Here is a 23,363-nt window from a genome sequence, read left to right as displayed (position 1 = left end):
CGGGCCCTCCTGTCCTGTACGAGTCGCGATCAGCCGCCGATCGGCGTGGCCGCCCCCGCGAACGGGTCGAGCTGGATGAAAGCCTCGGTCGGGTCACCGTCGTGCACCAGCGACTCCTGCGCCACGACGTCGTCGAACGCGAACGCGTAGGCCTTGCCGTCCGCCATCTGCTCGTGGATGTACTTGGCGTAGTAGTTCGTCACCGAGTCCTGGTAGAAGCCGGCCGGATCCTGGGTCGGCTGGGTGCTGCTGTCGAGCAGCGAGGACCGGTTGAACCCGGCGCACAGCGTGCGTGCGATGGCACCGATGTCGTTGTTCGGCGCGGCGAGGTCGCCCGCGCAGCCGAAGATCGACTCGCCCGACGGCTTCGGGAACGTGGTGACGACGGCGCCCGACGTGTCGGTGAACGTCATCGTGTCGCCGGACACGGTCCCGAGGAACTTCTTGTCCGGCTGGTCGCCGTACGGGACGACGGTGAGGGTCTCGCTCGCGTACTTGGTCCAGACGCGGTCGACGTAGTCGGACAGGACGTTCGCGTCGACCTGGCCCGTGCCGACGCCGTGGCCGGGGGAGAGGACCCGCAGCACGGATCCGTCGGGTCCGGTCTGCGCGAGGCCGTCCCAGCCGTCCTGCTGCGAGAGGGACGTGACGACGTTGTCCCAGCCGTCGGGCTTGAGCATCCCGGTGCGCAGCAGCTCGCCGCTCGAGGAGCGCAGGCCCGTCTGGTACGGCGCGGAGAAGAAGTCGACCTGCGTGCTGTTGATCCACAGCCCGGAGTCGTTGAGCGTGTACTCCGTCCAGTTGAACAGGATGTCGCGGTTCGGGTCGCTCGGGTTCTGCACGGCCGGCTGCACGAGCTGCCCGTCGTTGACGATCTTGAGGTCGAGCTTGCTGCCGTAGGAGAAGTACACCCGGCCCGACAGCTTGGGCATCTGGATGGTGACGTCCTGCCCGTCCGTCGGACCGGCGATCGACGCGTCCGGCGCCGGCTCGGGGACGCTCCCGGCGTCCGGCCAGGGGTGGAAGATCCCCTGCGCGTCGGCGTAGCCCAGTTGGCCGCCCGTCTCGCCCAGGACGTAGACGAACACCTGGTCGCCCCGACCTGAGTCGTTGGTGATGGTGAGCGGGATGGTGTCGGGCACGGCGGTGGCTGTCGGCGTGGCGACCACGGCAGCCGACAGGGCTGCTGTCACTGCGGCGGCGGTGCCGATGAGCTTCCTGGTCAGGGACACGCTGTCCTCCTCGGATCACGAGGGGCCGAACAGTTGGGTGGTGCTGCCCCTCGCGCTCGACGATATGGAAGGGGTCCTGCCTTGTCAGTAGCCCAGGGCCGATCGAGGGTGAAAAATTCGCCGAACCGGCCGAACGTACGGGTATCCCCCTACACGGGCCTGCGTGATCCCTCGGACCTGCGGTGTCCGACCATGGAAGAGCGGGCCGACCGACCCCGGGAACGACAAAAGCCCGGACGAATCCGGGCTTCGGTCAGGGTGGAGCCAGGGGGACTCGAACCCCCAACCCCCTGCTTGCAAAGCAGGTGCGCTACCAATTGCGCCATGGCCCCGACGAGGGCCGCTCAGTCGATAGAGTCGGTGACCTCGGACCAGAGATCGCGGCCAGCCGCGTCCTCACTCAGCTTGCGCCAGAGGACGTAGCCGGCGCCGGCCGCCAGCAGCACTATCAGCAGCTTCTTCACGAGTTCCTCCTGAGGAGCCTCTGCAGGTCCGGGAGTGGGGCTAGGAGGACTTGAACCTCCGACCTCTTCCTTATCAGGGAAGCGCTCTAACCGTCTGAGCTATAGCCCCGGACGAGCGTTACGCACGCTCTTGCGACACTGGAGATTACCCCAGGTCGGGACGATGTCCCAAACCGAAATGATGGTCCGCGGTGTGACGTGCGCCGAGCCGTGCGCGAGAACGCACGAGAACGCTCTGGCAGCGCTGGTCAGTCGTCGGTCAGCGTCATGTGCACGCCGCCGACGAGTGCTGCCGTGATGTTGTACAGGAACGCCATGATCGTCGCGATCGCCGTCAGCAGCACGATGTTGCAGATGCTGATCAGGGTCGCGAGGGAGATGACGCGGGGGAACTCCACGAACTGGGTGAGGTTCACGTTGCTCTGCGGGCCCACGGCGTCCTCCACGAAGCTCTGCACCGTGGTGAAGACGCCGAGGCTGTTGAGCACCGACCAGAACACCGCCGTGGCCACGACGGTCATGATCGCGACCGCGACGGCCAGCAGGAACGCCAGCTTCATGACGGACCACGGGTCGACCCGGGAGATCGCGAGCCGCACGCGGCGCGGGCCGGCGGGGGCCGGACGCGGCACCTCGGGCGTGGGAGTCGACGCCGGGTGCGTCGGCTGGCCCTGCGTGCCGTCGGCGGGCGTACCGACCGGAGCGGCGGTGCCGCGCACGCCACCCGCGGTGTAGTGCATCTCGGGCCGCGGCCTGGGCTCGTTCTGAGCCGCCGTCTGCCCATCATCGTCAGGCATGATCGAGGACACCTTCTTCGCCGCGCTGCGGGCCGCGTCGAGAGCGGCCTGGGCGGCCTTCATCGCGCCGGCCTTCACGCCGTCCGCGGCTCCCGTCGGAGCGGATGCCGGGGCGCCGCCCGGTGTGCCGGGCGCCGGGACCCGGTTCCACGACTTCGCGTCCGACTCTGCCTCGGGTGCGCTCTGCGACGCCGCGGTATCGGTCTTGGTCGAGGCCCGCCCGATCGCCGAGACCAGACCCGCGGAGTCCTTGGACCCGCCGTTCGACTCCGCGGCGGGCTTCTGCTCCTTGCCCTGCTTGCCCGCCTCGTAGGCGGACCGCCAGACCCCGCCCGTGGTGGGGACGGCCGAGTCGCCCGCGGCGGCCGGCTTCGAGGCCTTGGTCTCCGTGGGCTGGTCCGCCTTCGCGGCGGGGGAGGCCACCACGACGGGCTCGGACAGCTTCTCGCCGCCCGTGGCCTGGCCGGCGCCGGCAGCGGCGCCGTTCGACGCGCTGCCGCCGTCGGCGGGCTTGTCCGTGGCCGAACCGTTCGACGTGGAGGTGTTCTCCGAGCCGGCCCCTGCCGACTCCGCACCCGTGGTCTCCGCCGCGTCCTTGTCCTGCGTCACGGCCTTGCGATCCCGGGTGATCTCCAGGTCTTCTTCGAGCGAAGGCGTCGCGATGCGCACGTGCCCGTTCTTGTCACTCGTCATCAGCTGTCCTCGCGTCCGGTGCTGTCCTGCTCAGGGGTGCTCGGAACTTCGTCGGGGGTCGGATTCTCTTCCACGGTAACCCGCTCGGCGGGTTCACCGTCGGAGTTCTCGTCGGTGACAGCCACCGCATCGCCCGCGTCCTCACGCTCCGCGTTGCGCGCGACGGCGATGATCCTGTCCCCCTTGTCCGGCTTTGCGAAGGTTACCCCCTGGGTGTTCCGGCCGGTGAGGTTAACTTCCGCGACGGCCGAACGCACGATCTTGCCGCGCTCCATGATGACCAGCACCTCGTCATCCGCGTGGGTCACGAGCGCGCCCACGAGATCGCCGCGCGCCTCCACCAGGTTGGCGACCTTGATGCCGAGGCCACCGCGGCCCTGGATCCGGTACTCCGAGATCCGGGTGCGCTTGGCGAACCCGCCCTCGGTGACGACGAACAGGTCGGCACCGTCGATCACCACGTCGGCGGACAGCAGCTCGTCCTCCTCGCGGAACTTCATGCCGGTGACGCCGGACGTCGCGCGGCCCAGCGGGCGGATCGACTCGTCGTCCGCGTGGAAGCGGATCGACTGGCCCTTGCGCGACACGAGGATGAGGTCGTCGTCCGCGTTCACGAGACGGGCCGAGACCAGCTCGTCGGCGTCGCCGTCGGCGTCCTCCCGGAGGTTGATCGCGATGAGGCCGCCCGACCGCGGCGAGTTGTACTCGCTCAGGCGGGTCTTCTTCACCAGCCCGCGCCGCGTGGCCAGCACCAGGTACTCGGCGGCCTCGTAGTCGGGGATGTCGAGCACCTGGGCGATCTTCTCGCCCGGCTGGAAGGCCAGGAGGTTCGCGACGTGCTGACCCTTCGCGTCCCGGCCGCCCTCGGGCAGCTCATAACCCTTGGCCCGGTAGACGCGGCCCAGGTTGGTGAAGAACAGCATCCAGTGGTGGGTCGTCGTCGTGAAGAAGTGGTCCACGATGTCGTCCTCGCGGAGCTGCGCGCCGCGCACGCCCTTGCCGCCCCGCTTCTGCGAGCGGTAGTTGTCCGTCCGCGTCCGCTTGGCGTAGCCACCGCGCGTGATCGTGACGACCACGTCCTCCTCGGGGATCAGGTCCTCCATGGACATGTCGCCGTCGTACGGAAGGATCGTGGTGCGACGCTCGTCGCCCCAGCGGTCGGTGACCTCGTCGAGCTCCTCGCCCACGATGATCCGCTGACGCTCCGGCTTGGCCAGGATGTCCAGGTAGTCCTCGATCTCGGCACGCAGCTTGGCGTGCTCGTCGAGGATCTTCTGCCGCTCGAGGGCCGCCAGACGGCGGAGCTGCATCGAGAGGATCGCGTTGGCCTGCTGCTCGTCGATCGTGAGCAGGTCCATCAGGCCCGTGCGTGCCTCGTCGACGTCGGGGGAGCGCCGGATGAGGGCGATGACCTCGTCGAGCGCGTCGAGGGCCTTGAGGTAGCCCTCGTAGATGTGGATCTGGTCCTGGGCCTCCTTGAGGAGGTACTCCGTGCGCCGGCGCACGACCTCGATCTGGTGCGTGGTCCAGTGGCGCACGAACGCGTCGATGCTGAGGGTGCGGGGCACCTCGTCGACCAGCGCGAGCATGTTGGCGCTGAAGTTCTCCTGCAGCGGCGTGTGCTTGTAGAGGTTGTTCAGCACGACCTTCGCCACGGCGTCGCGCTTGAGCACGATGACCAGGCGCTGGCCGGTGCGGCCCGACGTCTCGTCGCGGATGTCGGCGATGCCCTGGATGCGGCCGTCGTTGACGAGGTCCGCGATCTTGGAGGCCAGGTTGTCCGGGTTCACCATGTACGGCAGCTCGGTGACGACCAGGCAGATCCGGTTCTGGATCTCCTCGACGCTCACCACCGCGCGCATCGTGATGGAACCGCGGCCCGTGCGGTACGCGTCCTCGATGCCCTTGTGGCCCAGGATCTGCGCGCCCGAGGGGAAGTCCGGGCCCTTGATGCGCTGCAGGAGCGCCTCGAGCAGCTCCTCGCGGGACGCGTCGGGGTGGGCGAGGTGCCAGCGCACGCCCTCGGCGACCTCGCGCAGGTTGTGCGGCGGGATGTTGGTGGCCATGCCGACGGCGATGCCCGCCGACCCGTTGACCAGCAGGTTCGGGATGCGCGCCGGGAGCACGACGGGCTCCTGGGTGCGCCCGTCGTAGTTGGGCCGGAAGTCGACGGTGCCCTTCTCGATGTCGCGCACCATCTCGAGCGCGAGCGGCGCCATCTTGCACTCGGTGTACCGCGGGGCGGCAGCGGGGTCGTTGCCCGGCGAGCCGAAGTTGCCCTGGCCCGCGACCAGCGGGTACCGCAGCACCCAGTCCTGCACCAGGCGCACGAGGGTGTCGTAGATCGCGGTGTCACCGTGCGGGTGGTACTTGCCCATGACGTCGCCCACGACGCGCGAGCACTTCGAGAACGCGCGGTCGGGCCGGTACCCGCCGTCGTACATCGCGTAGATGACGCGGCGGTGCACCGGCTTGAGGCCGTCCCGCACGTCGGGCAGCGCGCGCCCGACGATCACGCTCATCGCGTAGTCGAGGTACGACCGCTGCATCTCGAGCTGCAGGTCGACCTGCTCGACACGACCGTGGTGGACCGCTACTCGCGCGTCCTCCAGGGGAATGCCGTCGTCGGAGTTCTCCACGCCGGGGGTCTCGTCCGTCACCGTCTTTACTTCCTTTCCACGCCGCTGGGCGTGTCACTTCGTCGCGTGGGTCACCAGCTCGACGGGGGTCGCCGCTGGGTCCGACAGGACCCAGCGGCGACGCGCCACATCAGATATCGAGGAACCGCACGTCCTTGGCGTTGCGCTGGATGAAGGTGCGGCGGGACTCGACGTCCTCGCCCATGAGCACCGAGAAGATCTCGTCGGCCGCGGCCGCGTCGTCCATGGTGACCTGCAGCAGCGTCCGGTGGTCCGGGTCCATCGTGGTGTCCCAGAGCTCGGAGTAGTCCATCTCGCCGAGACCCTTGTAGCGCTGGATGCCGTTGTCCTTCGGGATCCGCTTGCCCTGCGCGGCGCCGGCCTCCAGGAACGCGTCGCGCTCCCGGTCCGAGTACACGTAGTCGTGCGGGGCGTTGCTCCACTTGATCCGGTACAGCGGCGGCTGCGCGAGATACACGTGGCCGTGCTCGATCAGGGGTCGCATGTACCGGAACAGCAGCGTCAGGAGCAGGGTGCAGATGTGCTGGCCGTCGACGTCGGCGTCGGCCATGAGCACGATCTTGTGGTACTTCAGCTTCGAGATGTCGAAGTCCTCGCCGATGCCCGTGCCGAAGGACGTGATCAGCGCCTGGACCTCGGCGTTGGACAGCGCCTTGTCCAGGCGGGCGCGCTCGACGTTCAGGATCTTGCCGCGCAGCGGCAGGATCGCCTGGTTGTGCGGGTTGCGGCCACGCACCGCGGAGCCGCCGGCCGAGTCACCCTCGACGATGTAGATCTCGCACTCGTCGGGGAAGCGGGACTGGCAGTCCTTGAGCTTGCCCGGCATGCCGCCGCCGTTGAGGATGCCCTTGCGGCGGGTCGCCTCGCGCGCCTTGCGCGCCGCGATCCGGGCCTGCGAGGCCTGGATCGCCTTGCGGATGACGTCGCGGGCCTCGTTCGGGTGGGCGTCGAACCAGTCGACGAGCTGCTCGCGGACCACACGCTGCACGAAGGTCTTGGCCTCCGTGTTGCCGAGCTTGGTCTTGGTCTGGCCCTCGAACTGCGGCTCGCCGAGCTTCACGGAGATGACGGCGGTCAGACCCTCGCGGATGTCGTCACCCGTGAGGTTCTCGTCCTTCTCCTTGATGATCCCCTTGTCCCGCGCGTAGCTGTTGACCAGCGTGGTCATCGCCGCGCGGAAGCCCTCCTCGTGCGTGCCGCCCTCGGTGGTGGAGATCGTGTTGGCGAACGTGTGGACCGACTCGCTGTACGCGCTGGTCCACTGGAGCGCGACCTCGACCGAGATCTTGCGCTCGGTGTCCTCGCTCTCGAACGAGATGACGTCGGGGTGGATGAGCTCCACCCGCTTCGCCGAGTTGAGGTGGTGCACGTAGTCCATGAGGCCGTCGTCGTACTTGAACGTGACGGTGCGCCAGGCACCCGCGTCCTGGGACGTGCCCTCGGCGTCCGGCTGGCCGTCGGCTCCCGCAACCTCCTCGACGCCGTCGGCCGTCGCCTCAGGCTCGGCGCCCGTGACCTCGTCCGTCGCGGACGAGTGGCCGGCGCGCTCGTCGGTGAGCGTGATCTTCAGGCCCTTGTTGAGGAAGGCGTACTGCTGGAACCGGGCCCGCAGCGTCTCGAAGTCGTACTCGGTGGTCTCGAAGATCGACCCGTCGGCCCAGAACGTCTGCGTGGTTCCGGTGTGCTCGTCGGGGCCGAGCGGCTCGAGCCTCTCGACGCCGGTGATCGGGTTACCGCCGTCGGTGTACTCCTGGCGCCAGTTGTACCCGTCACGGCGCACCTCGGAGACGAACCGGGTGCTCAGCGCGTTCACCACGGACATGCCGACGCCGTGGAGGCCGCCGGAGACGGCGTACCCGCCGCCGCCGAACTTGCCACCGGCATGCAGGATCGTCATCACGACCTCAAGCGTTGGCTTGCCCTCGGTCGGGTGCATGGCGACCGGAATGCCTCGGCCGTCGTCGGAGACTCGCACTCCGCCGTCGGCCAGAAGGCGCACGTCGATCTCGGTGGCGTGGCCCGCGAGGGCCTCGTCCACAGCGTTATCCACAATCTCGTACACAAGGTGGTGGAGCCCACGCTCACCGGTCGATCCGATATACATGCCCGGTCGCTTACGAACGGCCTCGAGACCTTCCAGGACTGTGATGTTCCCGGCGTCGTAGCCGCCGTCGATTCGCTCTGTCACGGGCGGGGTTGCTCCTCGTCTTTCAGGCACACGATGTGCACGACGACGGACGTACCAGCTGCTGCGCGAGCGGCTCGGACCAGGTGAGGTCCATGCCGTGCTCGGGTGCCACGTACAGTCCGACGGCTCGTCGGTGCTCAGCGTTCCGGGTCCTCAGGACGTTCCTGGGAACCCGGCGCGGTTGACCCCCTCATACTACCTTCTGAGCGGCGAAAACCCGGGATCCTGGGGTGTTTGTAGCCACTCCTCCACAACCTTTCTCCACAGGGTGATTTCTGGGACCCGGAAGCGGTTCCCGAACGGCCTCCGGAGCCTCGATCCGGGCCTCGCCGGAGGTCTCGTCCGGGAGTCCGGTCCCGTCCTCGGACGGTCGCGGTCGACGGCCTCGACGACGCCCGCCCGGGACGACTGGTCGAGAGCACGTACCGGCATGCCACTGCCCTTCGGATCGTCATGTCGCCGTCTGTTGAAGGTCAGAAAATTTGCACGCAGAAGGTGACATTTCGTTGATTTGTCGTTTTCTGCTCTAATAGCGCCGACCGGTCACATGCGCGCGCACGCGCACTCTCACTTCGAAGGGCTACAGAGTGAAGAAGCTTCTCGCCGGCGGAACTCTCGCCATCCTGGCATTCGGCGGCATGATTGCCAGCGCCGCACCCGCCTCCGCACACACGCCGAGCGTCTCCGCGGACTGCGGTTTCGTGAACGTTGATCTCAAGTACTACAACGGGGCCAAGGTCACCGTCGTCATCGACGGCCAGACGGTCGAGGACACCGAGTTCTCCAACGGCTTCCAGAAGCTCTACCCGGACCTCGCGCTCGACAAGGCGCACGAGTGGACCGTCACCGTCGACGCCTACGACGGCCAGGGCGGCACGCAGTACGACTGGTCGGAGTCCGGCTCGATCGGTGTCTGCCAGACGCCCCCGCCCGCCGAGGTCGTCACCCCGGTGATCCCGGAGGCCGTGGCCGGTTGCGCCGCCAGCCTGGACGACGTCGTCATCCCGGAGAGCACCGAGGCCATCACCTACACCAAGACCGAGGCCGGCATCGTCGCCACGCTCAACTCGGAGGAGTACACGTTCCCCGAGGAGCTCGGTGCCTACCAGCTCCAGGAGGACGGTTCGGCGCTGCTGCCGACCGAGGCCATCGTGATCGAGGAAGAGTGCGCCGAGCCCGAGCCGGAGCCGTCGCCGTCCGTCGAGCCCAGCGAGGAGGCCTCCGTGCCGCCCGCCGCCGAGCCGTCCGCGTCGCCCAGCCCCGCGGCTGAGGAGCCGGCGGAGCTCGCCGCGACCGGTGCGACCGTCGGTGGCGCCATCGCGTTCGCCGCTCTGCTCGCGCTCGGTGGCGTCGCCCTGGTCTGGGCCCGCAAGCGGATGCAGCAGAACGCCTGATCAACAGCGCCTGGCTGACGCTACCGCGTAGCCGAGCGACGAAGGGCTCCCCGGCTTCGGCCGGGGAGCCCTTCGTGCGTCTGCGGCCCGTTCCGGACCTCCTCCGAGCGCGTGCGTACGGTGGCCGCAGCCGGGCGGCCCGTGGATCGTGGTCCGGGGCCTGGTGGCCGGTCAGCCCCAGGTGTCCCGGGGGCCGGGGCCACGCACGGACCGGGGACCGCGCCGGAACCCGGGGCCGGCCGGGCCGAGCACCGTGACCTCCTCGACCACGCCCTCCCCGATCTCCTCGGCCATGCGCCGGATCAGGTTCGGCACCAGCAGCCGGAGCTGGGTGGCCCAGGCCGTCGAGTCGGCGCGCACCACGAGCACCTTCTCCTCGAAGGTCTCGGGTGTGCAGTGGTCGGCGATCTCCGAACCCACCACCTCGCGCCAGCGGCCCACGACGCCGCCCACCGACACCTCCTCGGTCCAGCCCTTCTCGCGCAGCAGCCGGCCGACGACCGCCCCGAGGAGCTGTGGATCCCGGGCGCCTGGCCCCGAACCGCTCGACCGGGGTTCGGCCAGGGGAGACCGGCGCGAGGGGGATCCGGGCCGCAGGCCACGGGCCCGGGCCGCCGCCTTCGCCCGGTTGAGGGCAGCGCGGGCGACCTCCGACGGCGGCGTCAGAGGGGGCTCAGAGTTATCCACAGGCCCCTGTGGAGATTCGTCAGTCACGGGTCACCGTCCCGGGTTCCACGTGAAACCGTACGCCGTCCAGGGCCGTCGGGATGTCCTCCGGCACGGCCGCCGTGACGAGCACCTGACGAGCCGGGAGGACCAGGTCCGCGAGCCGTTCCCGTCGTCGTACGTCGAGCTCGGCGAACACGTCGTCGAGGATGAGCACCGGGTCGGCGTCGGTACCCAGTTCGGGGTCCCAGAAAGTGGGTGAATCCGCCGAATTCTGCGGATCCCCGCCCAGCAGCCGGAACGATGCGAGCCGTAGCGCGAGCGCGAACGACCACGATTCACCATGGCTCGCGTACCCCTTGGCGGGCAGTCCGCCGAGCGTCAGCACGAGGTCGTCCCGGTGCGGACCGACGAGGCTCACGCCACGCTCCAGCTCCTGCGGCCGGGCCTCGACGAGGGCCTCGAGCAGCAGGTCACGGAGGCGGCCGACGTCCGAAAAGTTATCCCCAGAGGCTGTGGACAACTCCGGTGGATTGTCCGCCGAGAGGGCCGGTAGCGACGACCGGTAGGCGATCTCCGCGTCGCCGTCCGCATCACTCACCTGCTCGTACGCGGCGGCGACGGCGGGCCGCAGCGCATTCACCAGCTGCACCCGCAGCGAGAGGATCTCCGCGCCGAGCTCGGCCAGTCGTGCGTCCCAGACGTCGAGCGTCGCCAGCTCGGCGGCCGCCGAGCTCTCGGACCGCGACGACCCACCGGAGCGCCGGGTCGACCGAGCCGACTTGAGCAGCGCCGAACGCTGCCGCAGGACCCGCTCGTAGTCGGAGAGCACCGCGGACACCCGCGGCATCATCAGCACCAGGAGCTGGTCCATGAACCGCCGCCGGCCGTCCGGGTCGCCCTTCACCAGGGCGAGGTCCTCAGGTGCGAAGAGCACGGTACGCAGGACCCCCAGCACGTCCCGAGCCCGGACCGGCTGGCCCCGGTTGATCCGGGCGCGGTTCGCCTTGCCCTGAGTGATCTCCAGCTCGATCGTGCTGGCTCGGTCGCCCCGGACGATCCGCGTGCGGACCACGGCTCGCTCGGCCCCCGACCGCACCAGCGGCGCATCCGTGGCGACCCGGTGCGAACCCAGCGTCGCGACGTAGCCGATGGCCTCGACCAGGTTGGTCTTGCCGCGGCCGTTGCGCCCTACGAACGCGTTGACCCCGGGTTCGAGCTCCAGGTCGGCCGAGGCATACGACCGGAAGTCCAGCAGGGAGAGGTGGGAGACGTACATCGGTAGGAGATCGTACGTCCCGGCCGCTACTCCGCCGACTTCACCGCGTGCCCGCCGAACTGCTGGCGGAGCGCGGCGACGGCCTTCATGGCCGGCGACTGCTCCTGGCGCGAGGCGAACCGCGCGAACAGGGCGGCGGAGATCACGGGGAGCGGCACGGCGAGGTCGATGCCCTCGTCCACGGTCCACCGGCCCTCGCCGGAGTCGTCGACCCAGTCGTCGAGCAGGGCGAGCTTCGGGTCCTCCTCCAGCGCCTTGACCATCAGGTCGAGGAGCCACGAGCGCACGACGGTGCCGCGGCTCCAGGCCCGCACCGTGCCGTGCACGTCGGTGATCAGGTCGGACTTGGCGGCCAGGAGCTCGTAGCCCTCGGCGTAGGCCTGCATGAGGCCGTACTCGATGCCGTTGTGGACCATCTTGGCGTAGTGCCCGGCACCGACGCCGCCGGCGTGCACAAAGCCCTCCTCACGGGGCCCCTCGGGGCGCAGCGCGTCGAAGACCGGCAGCACGGTCTCGACGTCCGCGGCCGAGCCGCCAACCATCAGGCCGTACCCGTTCTCGAGGCCCCAGACGCCGCCGCTCACGCCGACGTCGAGGTAGCCGATCCCGTTCTTCGCGAGCTCGGCGGCCCGCTCCTGGTCCTCGACGTAGTGCGAGTTGCCGCCCTCGATGACGATGTCGCCCTCGGAGAGGATCTCCCCGAGCTGGTCGAGCACGCCGCGGGTGGGCTCGCCCGCCGGGACCATCACCCAGACGACCCGCTTGTCCTCGGGGAGCGCGGCGGCGAGGTCCGCGAGCGTCGCGACGTCGGACACCTCGGGCCGCGGGTCGAACCCGGTGACCTCGATGCCGCCCTTGCGCAGACGGGCCCGCATGTTGTTGCCCATCTTCCCCAGGCCGACCAGACCGATGTGGGTAACCATGTGCGTGAAATCCTCCTGGGTCGTTCGACGGGGTCGCTCGTGGCGGCCGTCCTTGGTGCTGGCTGACGTCGGGTTGCGGGCGCGCGCCGTCCTGCGGGACGGCGTGTCGAACTCGTCAGCCGGTGAAGCGGATCGGCACCAGCAGGTACCGGTAGGCGGAGTCGTCCTCGCCGTCCAGGCTGCCCTGACCGGTGAACTCGACCGGCTTGTTCGGGTGCGTGAAGGACAGCCGGACGAAGTCCGTGCCCAGGGCGCCCAGGCCGTCGAGGAGGAACTGCGGGTTGAACGCGACCGCGATGTCCTCACCGACCAGGACTGCCTCCAGCGCCTCGGAGGCCTGCGCGTCGTCCCCCTGGCCGGCGTCCAGCACGACCTGGCCCTCGCTGAACGAGAGCCGGATCGGCGTGTTGCGCTCCGCGACCAGGCTGACCCGCTTCGCCGCCTCGATCAGCGGGGCGGTGGCGACCACGGCGTGGATGGGCGTGCTGTCCGGGAACAGGCGGCGGACGGCGGGGTAGTCGCCGTCGACCAGCTGGGAGGTGGTCTGCCGGCCGCCGGCCTCGAACCCGACGAGGTCGAGGCCCTGGCCTGTGGACAGACCGACGTTGACGAGACCGCCGCCCGAGCCGAGCGACTTGGCGACGTCGTTGAGCGTACGTGCCCGCACGAGCGCGACGGCCGAGAAGCCCGGCGTGGCCGGGGTCCACGTCAGCTCGCGGAGCGCAAGGCGGTAGCGGTCGGTGGACAGGAGGGTGATGCGCTCGCCCTCGATCTCGACACGCACGCCGGTCAGCAGGGGGAGCGTGTCGTCGCGGCTGGCGGCGACCGTCACCTGCGCGACGGCGTGGGTGAACGCGTCACCCGACACGGTGCCGCTGACCTCGGGCAGCCCCGGCAGCGCCGGGTACTCGTCCACAGGCATGGTGAGAAGTGTGAATCGGCTGGCGCCGCAGGTGACGACGACCTTGTTGCCCTCGAGCGCGACATCCACCGGCTTGTTCGGCAGCGCACGGGAGATCTCGGCGAGCAGTCGGCCGGAGACCAGCACGGTGCCCGGCTCCGCCACCTCGGCGGGGATCTCGGAGCGCGCGGACGTCTCGTAGTCGAAGCTCGCGAGGTTGATCACGCCCTGCGCGTCGGCCTCGATCCGGACCCCGGCAAGCACCGGTGCCGGCGGGCGCGTGGGGAGCGTGCGAGCGGTCCATGTCACGGCATCGGCGAGAACGTCGCGCTCGACCCTGAACTTCATGCCGTTACATCTCCTCTTGTTCCTGGGCTGTCGAGGGAAACCCTACGCGAGTTGGGGACCTCGCGGCACTCGACAGGCCAGGGCTGTGGATGGACTTCACGGAGCGTCTCGTACTAGTGTTCGAAGAGGTAGCCGAAGCGCTCGACCGGCTTATGAAGGCGTGTGGATTCCCCCTGATAGATAACTGTCGTAGTAGTAGTCGGTGTTGTGGAAACTGGGGAAATCGTGTCTTTCCGCAGGTCAGAGGGCATTTCCTCCTGTGGAGGAGCTGTGGGGCCATCTGTGCATGAACTGGGGACCGCTGTGGACGGCCAGTTTTTACACACAGGCTGTCCACCGATCGAGGCCCCGTCGCCCACAGAAAACAGGCCTTCGTCCACACCCGTCCACAGGCTTGTCCCCAGGTGTGTATCGGCTGGTCAGCGCTCCGCACCAAGTTCTGCACAGGTTGTGTCCACAGCGCTGGGGACAAGCGAGGCCGAGTCCAGGTAATCCGCCGTTCCGCGTGTGGACAGCCCTGTGGAGGTGCGTATACGCAACACCCCTGTGCACCGGTCTCGCTGTGCACAGGGGTGTTGAAAGATGTGGAAGTGGGCTCTATGCCCCGATTTTCGGGCAGAGCGAGGCCGGGGGAGGCAGCCCGTGTGAGGTGCGCCGCGTCAGCCGCGCTGCTGCTGCTTGATCCGGCTCGTGAGCTCGGTGACCTGGTTGTAGGTCGAGCGGCGCTCGGCCATCTGGCCGGCGATCTTCTTGTTCGCGTGCATGACCGTCGTGTGGTCGCGGCCGCCGAACTGCTGCCCGATCTTGGGGAGCGACAGGTCGGTGAGCTCACGGCACAGGTACATGGCGATCTGCCGGGCGGTGACGAGCACGCGGGACCGTGACGAGCCGCACAGGTCGTCGATGGTGAGGCCGAAGTAGGCGGCCGTCTGCGCGATCACGACAGCGGGTGTGATCTCCGCGGTGTCGTCGTCGTCGGTGATGAGGTCCTTCAGGACGATCTCGGCGAGTGCCAGGTCGACCTGCTGCCGGTTGAGGTTGGCGAACGCGGTGACCCGGATGAGCGCGCCCTCGAGCTCACGGATGTTCGTCGAGATCCGCGAGCCGATGTAGGAGAGGACGTCGGCCGGCACGTCGAGGTGCTCGCTCGCGGCCTTCTTGCGCATGATCGCGATGCGCGTCTCGAGGTCCGGGGGCTGGACGTCCGTGATGAGGCCCCACTCGAAGCGGGACCGCAGGCGGTCCTCGAAGCCGTTGAGCTGCTTCGGCGGGACGTCGGACGTGATCACGACCTGCTTGTTCGCGTTGTGCAGCGCGTTGAAGGTGTGGAAGAACTCCTCCATCGTCTGTTCCTTGCCCTGCAGGAACTGGATGTCGTCGATGAGGAGCACGTCGACGTCGCGGTACCGGCGCTGGAACGCGCCGGCCTTGCCCTCGCCGATGCTGTTGATGAAGTCGTTGGTGAACTCCTCGGAGTTCACGTACCGCACGCGGATGTGTGGATAGAGGTTGTGGACGTAGTGCCCGATGGCGTGCAGCAGGTGGGTCTTGCCCAGTCCCGAGTCGCCGTAGATGAAGAGCGGGTTGTACGCCTTGGCCGGAGCCTCTGCCACGGCGACGGCCGCCGCGTGCGCGAACCGGTTGGACGAGCCGATGACGAACGTCTCGAAGATGTACTTCGGGTTCAGCCGGGTGGGCTCGGCGGACGGTTTGGGCGCGGGCTGCGGCGCGATCGGCATCTGCGCCTGCTCGGGCTCCGGGGGCTCGTGCTCGAGGGAGAGCGCCGCCGGGCCGGAGATCTGGGACGGCCCGGCGAGCGTGCTGCTGCTCAGCTCGGGGTCCACGGTGATACCGAAGCGGACGTCGCGTCCCAGCACCGATGACATCGCGGAGACCAGGTCGTCGCGGACGGCCGTCTCCAGGTAGGTCCGCGTCTGCTCGTGGGGGACGGCGATGAAGACCATGTCGTCCAGCACAGCCATGGGCTTGGCGAGACGGATGAAGGCGAGCTGCCGGGGGCTCATGTCGGGCCGGGCCTCGAGCGCTGTCAGGGTCTGCGCCCAGACATCGCCGATGTTCTCGTCCGGGTTGGCCACTGGCTTTCCTTAGTCTCGTGCGTGGGGTGGTGCGCGACGCTGGGGGTGTGTTGGAGTCTGCCATGATGAGGCACCGTCCACACAGTTGTCCACAGGTTGTGGATGGCGCGGATCACGCCTGGGTAAGTGGTGTGTAGCCAGGCAGGACGGCCCGGTGGGGAAGGTCGGCGAGGCGCGCGGTGTGGCGCGTCCGACACGCATGATCCTGCCGTTCTGGTTTGACCCGGGGGCCCCGCGCGGCGTAACGTCAGACAGCCGTTCCAGGTACTTCTGCGCGCCCATACACGGATTCGAGCCACGTCCTCCGACGTCGGCCAGGACCGATGGGCCGGGCCCCGGGTCGGCTCGGTCGATCGAACCACTGAGCGACCACCATTCACTGCATCGTCGAGGACAGACGGTGTGCCTACCCCGACGTTCTTGGAGTACCTCGTGAGCAAGCGGACCTTCCAGCCGAACAACCGCCGTCGTGCGAAGACCCACGGCTTCCGGCTGCGCATGCGCACCCGTGCCGGCCGCGCCATCCTGGCAGCTCGCCGGCGTAAGGGTCGCGCCGAGCTCTCAGCCTGAGCCATGTTGCCCGCGGCGCACCGTTTGCGCCGTTCCGTCGACTTCGAGCGGACGGTGCGCCGCGGCACGCGCGCAGGTCGATCGACCTTGGTGGTTCACCTCCTGGTCCCGGACGAAAATGTCCCGGACCCAGGATCGGGAACTCCACAGGTCGGTTTTGTCGTTTCCAAGGCTGTGGGTAACTCCGTGCAGCGCAACCTGGTGAAGCGCCGGCTCCGTGCCGCCGCCTTCGGCCAGCTCTCCGCGCTGCCCAGCTCCGCTCGTGCCGTGGTGCGCGCGCTGCCGCCGTCGGCAGACGCGAGCTACGCGGACCTCGACCGCGACCTCGACTCGTGCTTGCGGCGCGCCGTCGCGCGCGTCTCCGAAAACGGGAAGAGATGACCACCATCCCTGCCCCTGAGGATGAGGCACCGGCGCGTGAGCCTTCGCTGATCGGACGGCTACCGGTGACCCTCCTCGTGGGGATGGTCCGGTTCTACCAGGCGTTCATCAGCCCGATGAGCCCCCCGAGCTGCAAGTACTACCCGTCCTGCTCGCAGTACGCCCTGATCGCGCTGCGTCGCCACGGTGCGCTGCGCGGGCTCGGTCTCGCGCTGTGGCGCCTGCTGCGGTGCAACCCGTGGAGTCTCGGCGGCGTTGACGACGTGCCGCCCGCGCGCGGCACGCACACCCACGCCGAGAGCTGACCTGCCTCGGCTCGTGCCGCCGTACACGACCCCCTCGCACCTACCGCAGACTTCGCGTCACCAACTCTGGAGCTTCTTGACCGATGGACTTCTTCGCCTTCCTCTACCCCATCGAGTGGGTCGTGGCCTGGATCATGTACGGGTCACACTGGCTGTTCACGACGCTGGGGATGTCCAGCGGCCCAGGGACCGCGTGGGTGCTGTCGATCGTCGCGCTGGTGATCGTGATCCGCGTGCTGCTCATCCCGCTGTTCTTCAAGCAGATCAAGGCTTCGCGCGGGATGCAGATGATCCAGCCCGAGCTGCAGGCCGTGCAGAAGAAGTACAAGGGCAAGACGGACCCGGCGTCCCGCGAGAACATGACCCGCGAGACCATGGAGCTGTACCGGAAGCACGGGACCAACCCGTTCGCGTCGTGCATGCCGATCCTGCTGCAGTCGCCGATCTTCTTCGCTCTCTTCCGGGTGCTCAACGGCCTGGAGCCGATCTCGACCGGCGCGCAGGATCCGATCGGCCCGATCACTCGTGAGGTCGCGAGCGACATCGAGTCGTCGACGCTGTTCGGCGCGCAGCTGAGCGACGTCTTCCTGCAGACCGACTCGATGACCTCGCGCATCGTGGTGATCGTGCTGATCGTCGCGATGAGCGTCACGACCTTCACCACGCAGCGCCAGCTGACGATGAAGAACATGCCGCCGTCGGCTCTCGAGGGCCCGATGGCGCAGACGCAGAAGCTGATGCTCTACATGCTGCCGATCGTCTTCGCGATCTCCGGCGTGAACTTCCCGGTCGGTGTGCTGATCTACTGGACCGTCACCAACCTGTGGTCCATGGGCCAGCAGTACTACACGATCAAGCGCATGCCGACGCCTGGTTCCGTCGCCGAGAAGCAGATGAAGGAGCGGCAGGCCGCGAAGGCCGCGAAGAAGGCTGCCAAGAACGGCGGGGTCATCGAGGAGGACGTCCCGGTGGTCGAGGAGCCGAAGAGCGGCCAGCGTGTCCAGCCCAAGCGGAAGAACCGGCAGAAGGGCGGCACCCGTCCGGAGCCCACGCGCCCGGCGATCGCACAGTCCGCCCCCAAGGACGTCACCGACGCACCGGCCGATGCGCCCACCGACGGATCGACCGGCAAGCAGCAGGTCGGCACGTCCAAGCAGTCGAGCGGGTCCAAGCAGTCCGGTACGCCGAAGCAGTCCGGCTCACCCAAGCAGTCCAGCACGCAGCCCGGTTCGAAGCCCAAGCCGTCCGGCACCGCGCCCGGGGCGACCCCGGCGTCGTCGGGCAAGCGCAAGCAGAAGAAGTAGGAGGAGACGCGATGAACGCGAGCACAGGTACGGCCGCCCCCGATCCCGCGGCCACGGTCGCGGATCCGGAGGACCGCACCAAGCGCCTCGAGGAGGAGGGCGAGATCGCCGCCGACTACCTCGAGGAGTTCCTCGACATCGCCGACCTCGACGGCGACATCGACCTGGACATCAAGCACGACCGCGCGGCGGTCGAGGTGGTGGCGGACGACCCCGAGTCGCTCGCGCACCTCATCGGTCGTGAGGGCGAGGTGCTCGACGCGATGCAGGAGCTCACCCGCCTGGCGGTGCAGACCCGGACCGGCGACCGGAGCCGGCTGATGCTCGACATCGGCGGCTACCGGGCGGCACGTCGTGTCGAGCTCACGCGGATCGCCGAGCGGGCCGTCGAGCAGGTGCAGGAGTCCGGCGCCGAGGTCGAGCTCGAGCCGCTCAACGCGTTCGAGCGCAAGGTCGTGCACGACGCCGTTGCCGCTGCCGGCCTGGTTAGCGACTCGCGCGGCGTCGAGCCGGAGCGGTACGTCGTGGTCCAGCCGGCCGGGACGGCCGCGGTCGCCGACTGACCCGATGGTTTCGGCCGAGGGCCGGTGCGCGTCCCGAGGACGTGTGCCGGCCCTCGGTGTGTTTGGCTTCTTACGACAGCGAGTGGAGGGACGGGACGTGGACGGTTCGGACGTGGCAGGGGATGCCGGCTCGACCGACGTCGAGGTGTTCGACGGCGAGACGCTGGGTGCCAGTGATGCGGTCAAGGCCTACCTGGGCGACGCGTACGACGGTGTGGTGCGCTTCGCCGAGCTGCTCCGTGACCAGGGGGAGCTCCGTGGGCTGATCGGTCCGCGTGAGGTACCGCGCATCTGGGAGCGGCACATCCTCAACTCCGCGGCGGTCGTCCCGTACCTCCCCGCGAACGGATCGGTCGCCGACATCGGATCGGGTGCCGGACTGCCTGGCATCGTGATCGCGGTGATGCGGCCCGAGCTGCAGGTGATCCTGGTCGAGCCGATGGAGCGCCGGACGACGTGGTTGGCCGAGGTCGTGGCCGAGCTCGGGCTGGCGAACGTCGAGATCAAGCGAGGGCGCGCCGAGGAGTATCACGGGGCCTTCGAGGCTGACGCCGTCACCTCACGGGCCGTCGCCGCGTTGTCGAAGCTGGTGCGCATGAGCATGCCGCTGGTGCGGGTTGGCGGCGAGCTGGTGATCCTCAAGGGACGCAACGTGGCGCAGGAGGTCGAGCCCGCACGCAAGATCCTGCGGAAGTACGCCACGGGAGATCCGGAGATCCTCGAGGGGTCGACGGTGGAGGGCGTCGAGACGACGACGATCGTTCGGGTGCGCCGCGGGAAGTAGGTTTCCGGGCAGTCATGTTTCACGTGGAACGGGAGCGGTCGCCAGAGGCGACCGCTCCCGTTCCTGGTTCTCGGCAACCCCGGGCTGCGGGCCGGGTCAGGCCTGTCGGCCTCAGCAGCCGCCGCAGTTGTAGTAGAGGATGTCCCAGTGGTTGCCCTCGTCGGTGTAGAGGTTCCCGGCGGCGGAGCGATACTGGTAGCCCCAGCCGGAGATGTATCCGACGTACGTGAAGTTGTTGCTGATGTAGCTGTCGATGCAGGTGCTCTGCCGGGTGTCGAGCTTGTAGCCGTTCCAGTGGCTGTAGGTGCCGCTGGAGTGTCCGGTCTCCGTGCCGCCGGTGATGGTGATGGCGCATCCGCTGGCCGAGCGGAACGTCTTGATCCCGTCGATCGTGGTCTGCCGCACCTGGTCGAAGGACGTGCAGGTGGCGACGTTGCGGTTGCTGCATCCGCCGCTCGACGTCCAGGAGATGCCGGCGGCGCTGAGCTGGGCGGTCGCCTGCGCGTGAGTGAGGAACGTCGCGGCGCTGGCGGGGGCTGCGAAGGCGAGCACGAGCGCTGCCGTGAACGCGGTGACGAGTGCGGTGGCTCGGGTGATGGGTCCGGACAAGACGCCTCCCTGCGTGGAGTCAGACGTACCTGGGCGATTCGAGGATAGGGGGAGACGGGACCGGTCCGGGCATACCAGTTCTGAGATGGCGGGGACGGACTGGTAGGGGTCCTGATCTGCAGTGGCGCCGTTGACGCCGGGTCTGCGTGGGCGGGACGGGTCTGTTGAACTCCGGGGACCTGGCCGGCGGCAGGCGGGGTCGCGCAGGGCCCGACGGAGCCGGGCCAGCACTGCGCGAACCGCGACGGAGTCAAGCCGCAACAGTGTCTGATCTGGACGGAGCCAGGCTCGGCCGCGCTGGGTAGGCCTGGACCCTGATGGGCTCACTGGAGGCGAGGCTGACTCAGGTCGGCCCGAACTCGACCGGCGCTCGATCGAGGCATCACAGGTCCGCGCTTGCTGTCCGTGAGTCCGTGAGTCGGAACCGGAGGTCGGGCGGGAGCGGCGGCTGGCGCGCCGTGCCCAGGAGGGCGAACCATGCGCGCCGGGTCCGTTTCACGTGAAACAAGGGGAGCCAAGCCGGGGAACGACCGCGGCGGCCGCCGGGGATCCTCGCGGTGCGTCGGAGGCGTTTCACGTGAAACCGAGCGGTGGCGTTCGGGGAAACCGTGGATGTGGGATCGGACGCCGGACGGTGCGAGTGGCGGCGGCCTCACGAGCTCGGTTTCCCCGTTCCGATCCCGAGGGCACGCCTCTGGTGCAGCTCGGACGGTCGAGGAGGATCTGATCGCCTTCGGGACGGCGTTTCGGCACGCTCGACAAGGCACGCGACCGTAGCGTTACACGGGTGTGCTTCTTCAGACGAAAGTCCAAGCGAGCGGCGGCGGCTGCAGCTCTTGCGGCATCCGCCGCGAAGGCAGATACGTCCGACTCGTCCGCTTCGGAGTCAGCGGCGGCCGTCCCCGACGCCACTCCTGTGGACTCCGCATCACGAGCGGCGCCGACAGCGGCGGACTCTGCGGCAGGGCTGACCGACGGGCAGCTGGCAGAGGTTGAACCGGCGGGGCTGGCAGCGGCCGGCGCTGTGGCGGCTGAATCTCCTGCCGGGGGACGGGCAGCGGTCGGAGGGGCCGTCGACAGAGAAGAGCCGGACCGTGCCGTGGACGAGCCGTCGGAGGGCCCGTTCGCCGTCGCCGTCCTGAACGGGACTGCGCGCGACACCGCGGATGACGTCCCGGAGAGCGCCACACCGGACGGCAGCGTACCGGACGGCGCCGAGGGCGAGGCCCCGCTCCGGCCGGAGGGCGACACCCCGCACGGCGTAGGAAGCCTCCGTCCCACCAGTGCCGAGACACAGGCGGAAGCAGCGGCACCGCCACAAAACGCGCCCCTCGTCTCGCCCACCCCGGAGGCGTTCGACGAAGCTGCGTCCGACTCCTCCACCATGTCGGCCGACAGGGAGCGGCACGGCGAGGCGGGCACCGGGGCGAACCAGGAGGCAGGCGGTACTTCTGGCTCCGCTGCGTCCCTCGTGGAAAGCCCGGGGGAGGGGGCGGAGGACACGAGCGTGCCGTCGTCCCAGGACATGGCTCCGCCGCCGGCCGAGATCGTGACGGGTCGACCGCGTGACGAGGTGTGGGGTCAGGACAAGCCGGACCCCGAGGGAAAGAACGTGGCTGAGCTCAGCCAGCTGATCGAGTCCGTGACGAGGTCGGCCGCGGACGACGACGACAACGCCACGCAGGTGGCAGAGGTACTGGAGATCGACGAGATGACGGAAGTGCTGGAGCCGGCCCCGGAGCGGGTCGAGGTGCCGTCCCCGTCAGAGGCAGTGGCGGACGACCCGGATCTGATGGAGGAGCTGCCCTCGCGCCGCCCCATCCCGGCAGATGCGATCAAGCGGGCAAGCGAGGCTCTCGACGCGGCTGTGAACGCTGCCCCCGCGGTGATCGGCTCGGCGACCATGACGGCCGACGACGAAATGGTGGACTTCGTCGATGCCGAATTCACACATTTCGACGGAGAAACCGCACCGGAGGCCAAGCCAGAAGCGGGGGCCAGCGATTACAGTGTCCGCGTGACGGATCCGATTCCTGTGCAGAGCCTCTCCGCTCCCGGTGTTTCACGTGAAACGACCGGGTCCGTGCAGACGCCCCATGGCACTCAGCAGCCCACGGGCGGCCCGCACGGTGGCGATGACGAGCGGCGTTCGGCCCTCATCGCGACCGTCCCGGCCGTTGACGAGACGACTCCTGTCGCCGCCGAGCTCGCAATGGACGCTCGCCGACGCATCGAACTTCAGGGGCGGAAGTTCCCGCGCCCGCCGAAGACCCGCATCATCACGGTCGCCAACCAGAAGGGTGGCGTCGGCAAGACGACCACCACGGTCAACATCGCGGCCGGGCTCGCGCAGTCCGGCCTGAACGTCCTGGTGATCGACAACGACCCCCAGGGCAACGCCTCGACGGCGCTCGGGATCGAGCACCGGGCGGGAACGCCCTCGGTCTACGAGATCCTCGTCGAGGGCGAGCCCCTGGCGAGCACGATTCAGCAGTGCCCTGACATCCCCAACCTCTGGGGCGTCCCCGCCACGATCGACCTGTCGGGCTCCGAGATCGAGCTGATCTCCCTTGTTTCACGTGAAACGCGACTCCGCAAGGCGCTCGACAAGTACCTCGCTGACCGGGTCGCCGCAGGGGAGGAGCGCATCGACTACGTGCTCATCGACTGCCCGCCGAGCCTCGGCCTCCTGACGGTGAACGCGTTCGTCGCGGGTCGCGAGGTCTTCATTCCTGTCCAGTGCGAGTACTACGCGCTCGAGGGCCTGAGCCAGCTGCTCAAGACCATCGACCTGATCCGCTCCCACCTCAACCCGGAGCTCCGGGTCTCGTCCATCCTTTTGACGATGTACGACGGGCGGACCAACCTGGCGCAGCAGGTCGCAGGGGAGGTGCGGTCGCACTTCCCGGCCGAGACGTTCAAGACGACGATCCCACGGTCGGTCCGGATCTCCGAGGCGCCGAGCTACGGCCAGACGGTGATGACCTACGACGCGACATCCACAGGGGCACTCGCGTATCTTCAGGCGTCCCGAGAGCTGGCCGAGCGGGGCCAGGGCGGGTCGAGCCCGCGCCGCGCGCTGAAGGCGGAGCCGGTCGGAGCGCAGGACTGATGCTCGGCAGTGACGAACGAGATGCGTTGCATCTCGTCTTTGAGATGAAGCCCGTCCGCGCTCCGCGCTGGACCGGAACCTACGAGGAGACACG

General features: G+C 68.8%; 18 protein-coding genes, 2 tRNA genes and 1 pseudogene. 8 read left to right on the top strand and 13 right to left on the bottom strand.

Annotated elements, in window-relative coordinates; genetic code table 11:
* Positions 1 to 29 precede the first annotated feature (29 nt).
* The 7 genes from ACH45N_RS01110 to gyrB form a co-directional block, all read right to left on the bottom strand.
* Positions 30 to 1,232: a beta-1,3-glucanase family protein gene (locus tag ACH45N_RS01110; RefSeq protein WP_397390341.1), complete on the bottom strand. Its 1,203-nt coding sequence runs from the start codon at positions 1,230 to 1,232 to the stop codon at positions 30 to 32.
* Between the two features lie 259 nt (positions 1,233 to 1,491).
* Positions 1,492 to 1,564, bottom strand: a tRNA-Ala gene (locus ACH45N_RS01105).
* A gap of 12 nt (positions 1,565 to 1,576) precedes the next feature.
* Positions 1,577 to 1,696: a DLW-39 family protein gene (locus tag ACH45N_RS01100; protein ID WP_253874143.1), complete on the bottom strand. Its 120-nt coding sequence runs from the start codon at positions 1,694 to 1,696 to the stop codon at positions 1,577 to 1,579.
* 35 nt (positions 1,697 to 1,731) lie between these two features.
* Positions 1,732 to 1,805, bottom strand: a tRNA-Ile gene (locus ACH45N_RS01095).
* 139 nt (positions 1,806 to 1,944) lie between these two features.
* Positions 1,945 to 3,186, bottom strand: coding sequence for a DUF3566 domain-containing protein (locus ACH45N_RS01090; protein ID WP_397390339.1), 1,242 nt, complete (start codon positions 3,184 to 3,186; stop codon positions 1,945 to 1,947).
* Positions 3,186 to 5,846: a DNA gyrase subunit A gene (gyrA, locus tag ACH45N_RS01085; RefSeq protein ID WP_397390337.1), complete on the bottom strand. Its 2,661-nt coding sequence runs from the start codon at positions 5,844 to 5,846 to the stop codon at positions 3,186 to 3,188. Before gyrA ends, ACH45N_RS01090 begins: the two co-directional genes overlap by 1 nt.
* Before the next feature lie 109 nt (positions 5,847 to 5,955).
* Complete coding sequence (gene gyrB, locus ACH45N_RS01080; protein ID WP_397390335.1) at positions 5,956 to 8,034, bottom strand: DNA topoisomerase (ATP-hydrolyzing) subunit B; 2,079 nt, start codon at positions 8,032 to 8,034, stop codon at positions 5,956 to 5,958.
* Positions 8,035 to 8,621: 587 nt separating this feature from the next.
* Between gyrB and ACH45N_RS01075 the strand changes: the two genes are divergently transcribed.
* The gene (locus tag ACH45N_RS01075; RefSeq protein WP_397390333.1) at positions 8,622 to 9,428 is read left to right on the top strand and encodes a hypothetical protein; all 807 of its coding nucleotides are present in this window, start codon (positions 8,622 to 8,624) and stop codon (positions 9,426 to 9,428) included.
* Positions 9,429 to 9,599: 171 nt separating this feature from the next.
* On the opposite strand, the gene ACH45N_RS01070 is transcribed toward ACH45N_RS01075, so the two are convergent.
* The 5 genes and pseudogenes from ACH45N_RS01070 to dnaA all read right to left on the bottom strand — a co-directional run bounded on the left by ACH45N_RS01070 (position 9,600) and on the right by dnaA (position 15,641).
* Complete coding sequence (locus ACH45N_RS01070) at positions 9,600 to 10,115, bottom strand: DUF721 domain-containing protein (RefSeq protein ID WP_397390331.1); 516 nt, start codon at positions 10,113 to 10,115, stop codon at positions 9,600 to 9,602.
* A gap of 19 nt (positions 10,116 to 10,134) precedes the next feature.
* On the bottom strand, positions 10,135 to 11,373 hold the full coding sequence (gene recF, locus ACH45N_RS01065; protein WP_397390329.1) for a DNA replication/repair protein RecF: 1,239 nt from the start codon (positions 11,371 to 11,373) through the stop codon (positions 10,135 to 10,137).
* 26 nt (positions 11,374 to 11,399) lie between these two features.
* Positions 11,400 to 12,368 (bottom strand): annotated as a pseudogene (gene gnd, locus ACH45N_RS01060) (phosphogluconate dehydrogenase (NAD(+)-dependent, decarboxylating)); the annotation flags it as partial.
* A 43-nt stretch (positions 12,369 to 12,411) separates the two neighbouring features.
* On the bottom strand, positions 12,412 to 13,545 hold the full coding sequence (gene dnaN / locus ACH45N_RS01055; RefSeq protein WP_397390327.1) for a DNA polymerase III subunit beta: 1,134 nt from the start codon (positions 13,543 to 13,545) through the stop codon (positions 12,412 to 12,414).
* Positions 13,546 to 14,204: 659 nt separating this feature from the next.
* Positions 14,205 to 15,641: a chromosomal replication initiator protein DnaA gene (gene dnaA / locus ACH45N_RS01050; RefSeq protein ID WP_108492793.1), complete on the bottom strand. Its 1,437-nt coding sequence runs from the start codon at positions 15,639 to 15,641 to the stop codon at positions 14,205 to 14,207.
* Between the two features lie 432 nt (positions 15,642 to 16,073).
* Here dnaA and rpmH point away from each other — a divergent pair, with 432 nt between their 5' ends.
* The 6 genes from rpmH (at position 16,074) to rsmG (ending at position 19,548) form a co-directional block, all read left to right on the top strand.
* Positions 16,074 to 16,211: a 50S ribosomal protein L34 gene (gene rpmH / locus ACH45N_RS01045; RefSeq protein WP_010849920.1), complete on the top strand. Its 138-nt coding sequence runs from the start codon at positions 16,074 to 16,076 to the stop codon at positions 16,209 to 16,211.
* A 3-nt stretch (positions 16,212 to 16,214) separates the two neighbouring features.
* Entirely contained in the window at positions 16,215 to 16,592 is a 378-nt protein-coding gene (rnpA, locus tag ACH45N_RS01040; RefSeq protein WP_397390324.1) for a ribonuclease P protein component, read from the top strand.
* A complete protein-coding gene (gene yidD, locus ACH45N_RS01035; protein ID WP_397390322.1) occupies positions 16,589 to 16,897 on the top strand; it encodes a membrane protein insertion efficiency factor YidD in 309 nt (102 codons plus the stop codon). The genes rnpA and yidD overlap by 4 nt, the downstream gene beginning before the upstream one ends.
* Before the next feature lie 83 nt (positions 16,898 to 16,980).
* A complete protein-coding gene (yidC, locus tag ACH45N_RS01030; protein ID WP_397390320.1) occupies positions 16,981 to 18,201 on the top strand; it encodes a membrane protein insertase YidC in 1,221 nt (406 codons plus the stop codon).
* An 11-nt stretch (positions 18,202 to 18,212) separates the two neighbouring features.
* On the top strand, positions 18,213 to 18,764 hold the full coding sequence (locus tag ACH45N_RS01025; protein WP_397390318.1) for a protein jag: 552 nt from the start codon (positions 18,213 to 18,215) through the stop codon (positions 18,762 to 18,764).
* A 112-nt stretch (positions 18,765 to 18,876) separates the two neighbouring features.
* Complete coding sequence (gene rsmG, locus ACH45N_RS01020; RefSeq protein ID WP_397390316.1) at positions 18,877 to 19,548, top strand: 16S rRNA (guanine(527)-N(7))-methyltransferase RsmG; 672 nt, start codon at positions 18,877 to 18,879, stop codon at positions 19,546 to 19,548.
* Between the two features lie 111 nt (positions 19,549 to 19,659).
* Here the strand turns inward: rsmG and ACH45N_RS01015 are convergent, their stop codons facing one another.
* Positions 19,660 to 20,157, bottom strand: a complete 498-nt coding sequence (locus ACH45N_RS01015; protein WP_397390314.1) for a hypothetical protein — start codon at positions 20,155 to 20,157, stop codon at positions 19,660 to 19,662.
* 1,099 nt (positions 20,158 to 21,256) lie between these two features.
* Between ACH45N_RS01015 and ACH45N_RS01010 the strand changes: the two genes are divergently transcribed.
* Positions 21,257 to 23,269: an AAA family ATPase gene (locus ACH45N_RS01010; RefSeq protein ID WP_397390312.1), complete on the top strand. Its 2,013-nt coding sequence runs from the start codon at positions 21,257 to 21,259 to the stop codon at positions 23,267 to 23,269.
* Positions 23,270 to 23,363 lie beyond the last annotated feature (94 nt).

This window comes from Promicromonospora sp. NPDC019610, from assembly GCF_044389365.1.
Lineage (GTDB): Bacteria > Actinomycetota > Actinomycetes > Actinomycetales > Cellulomonadaceae > Promicromonospora.
Note: the sequence above shows the minus strand (reverse complement) of the source record. Positions and strands in the feature narration are given on the sequence as shown.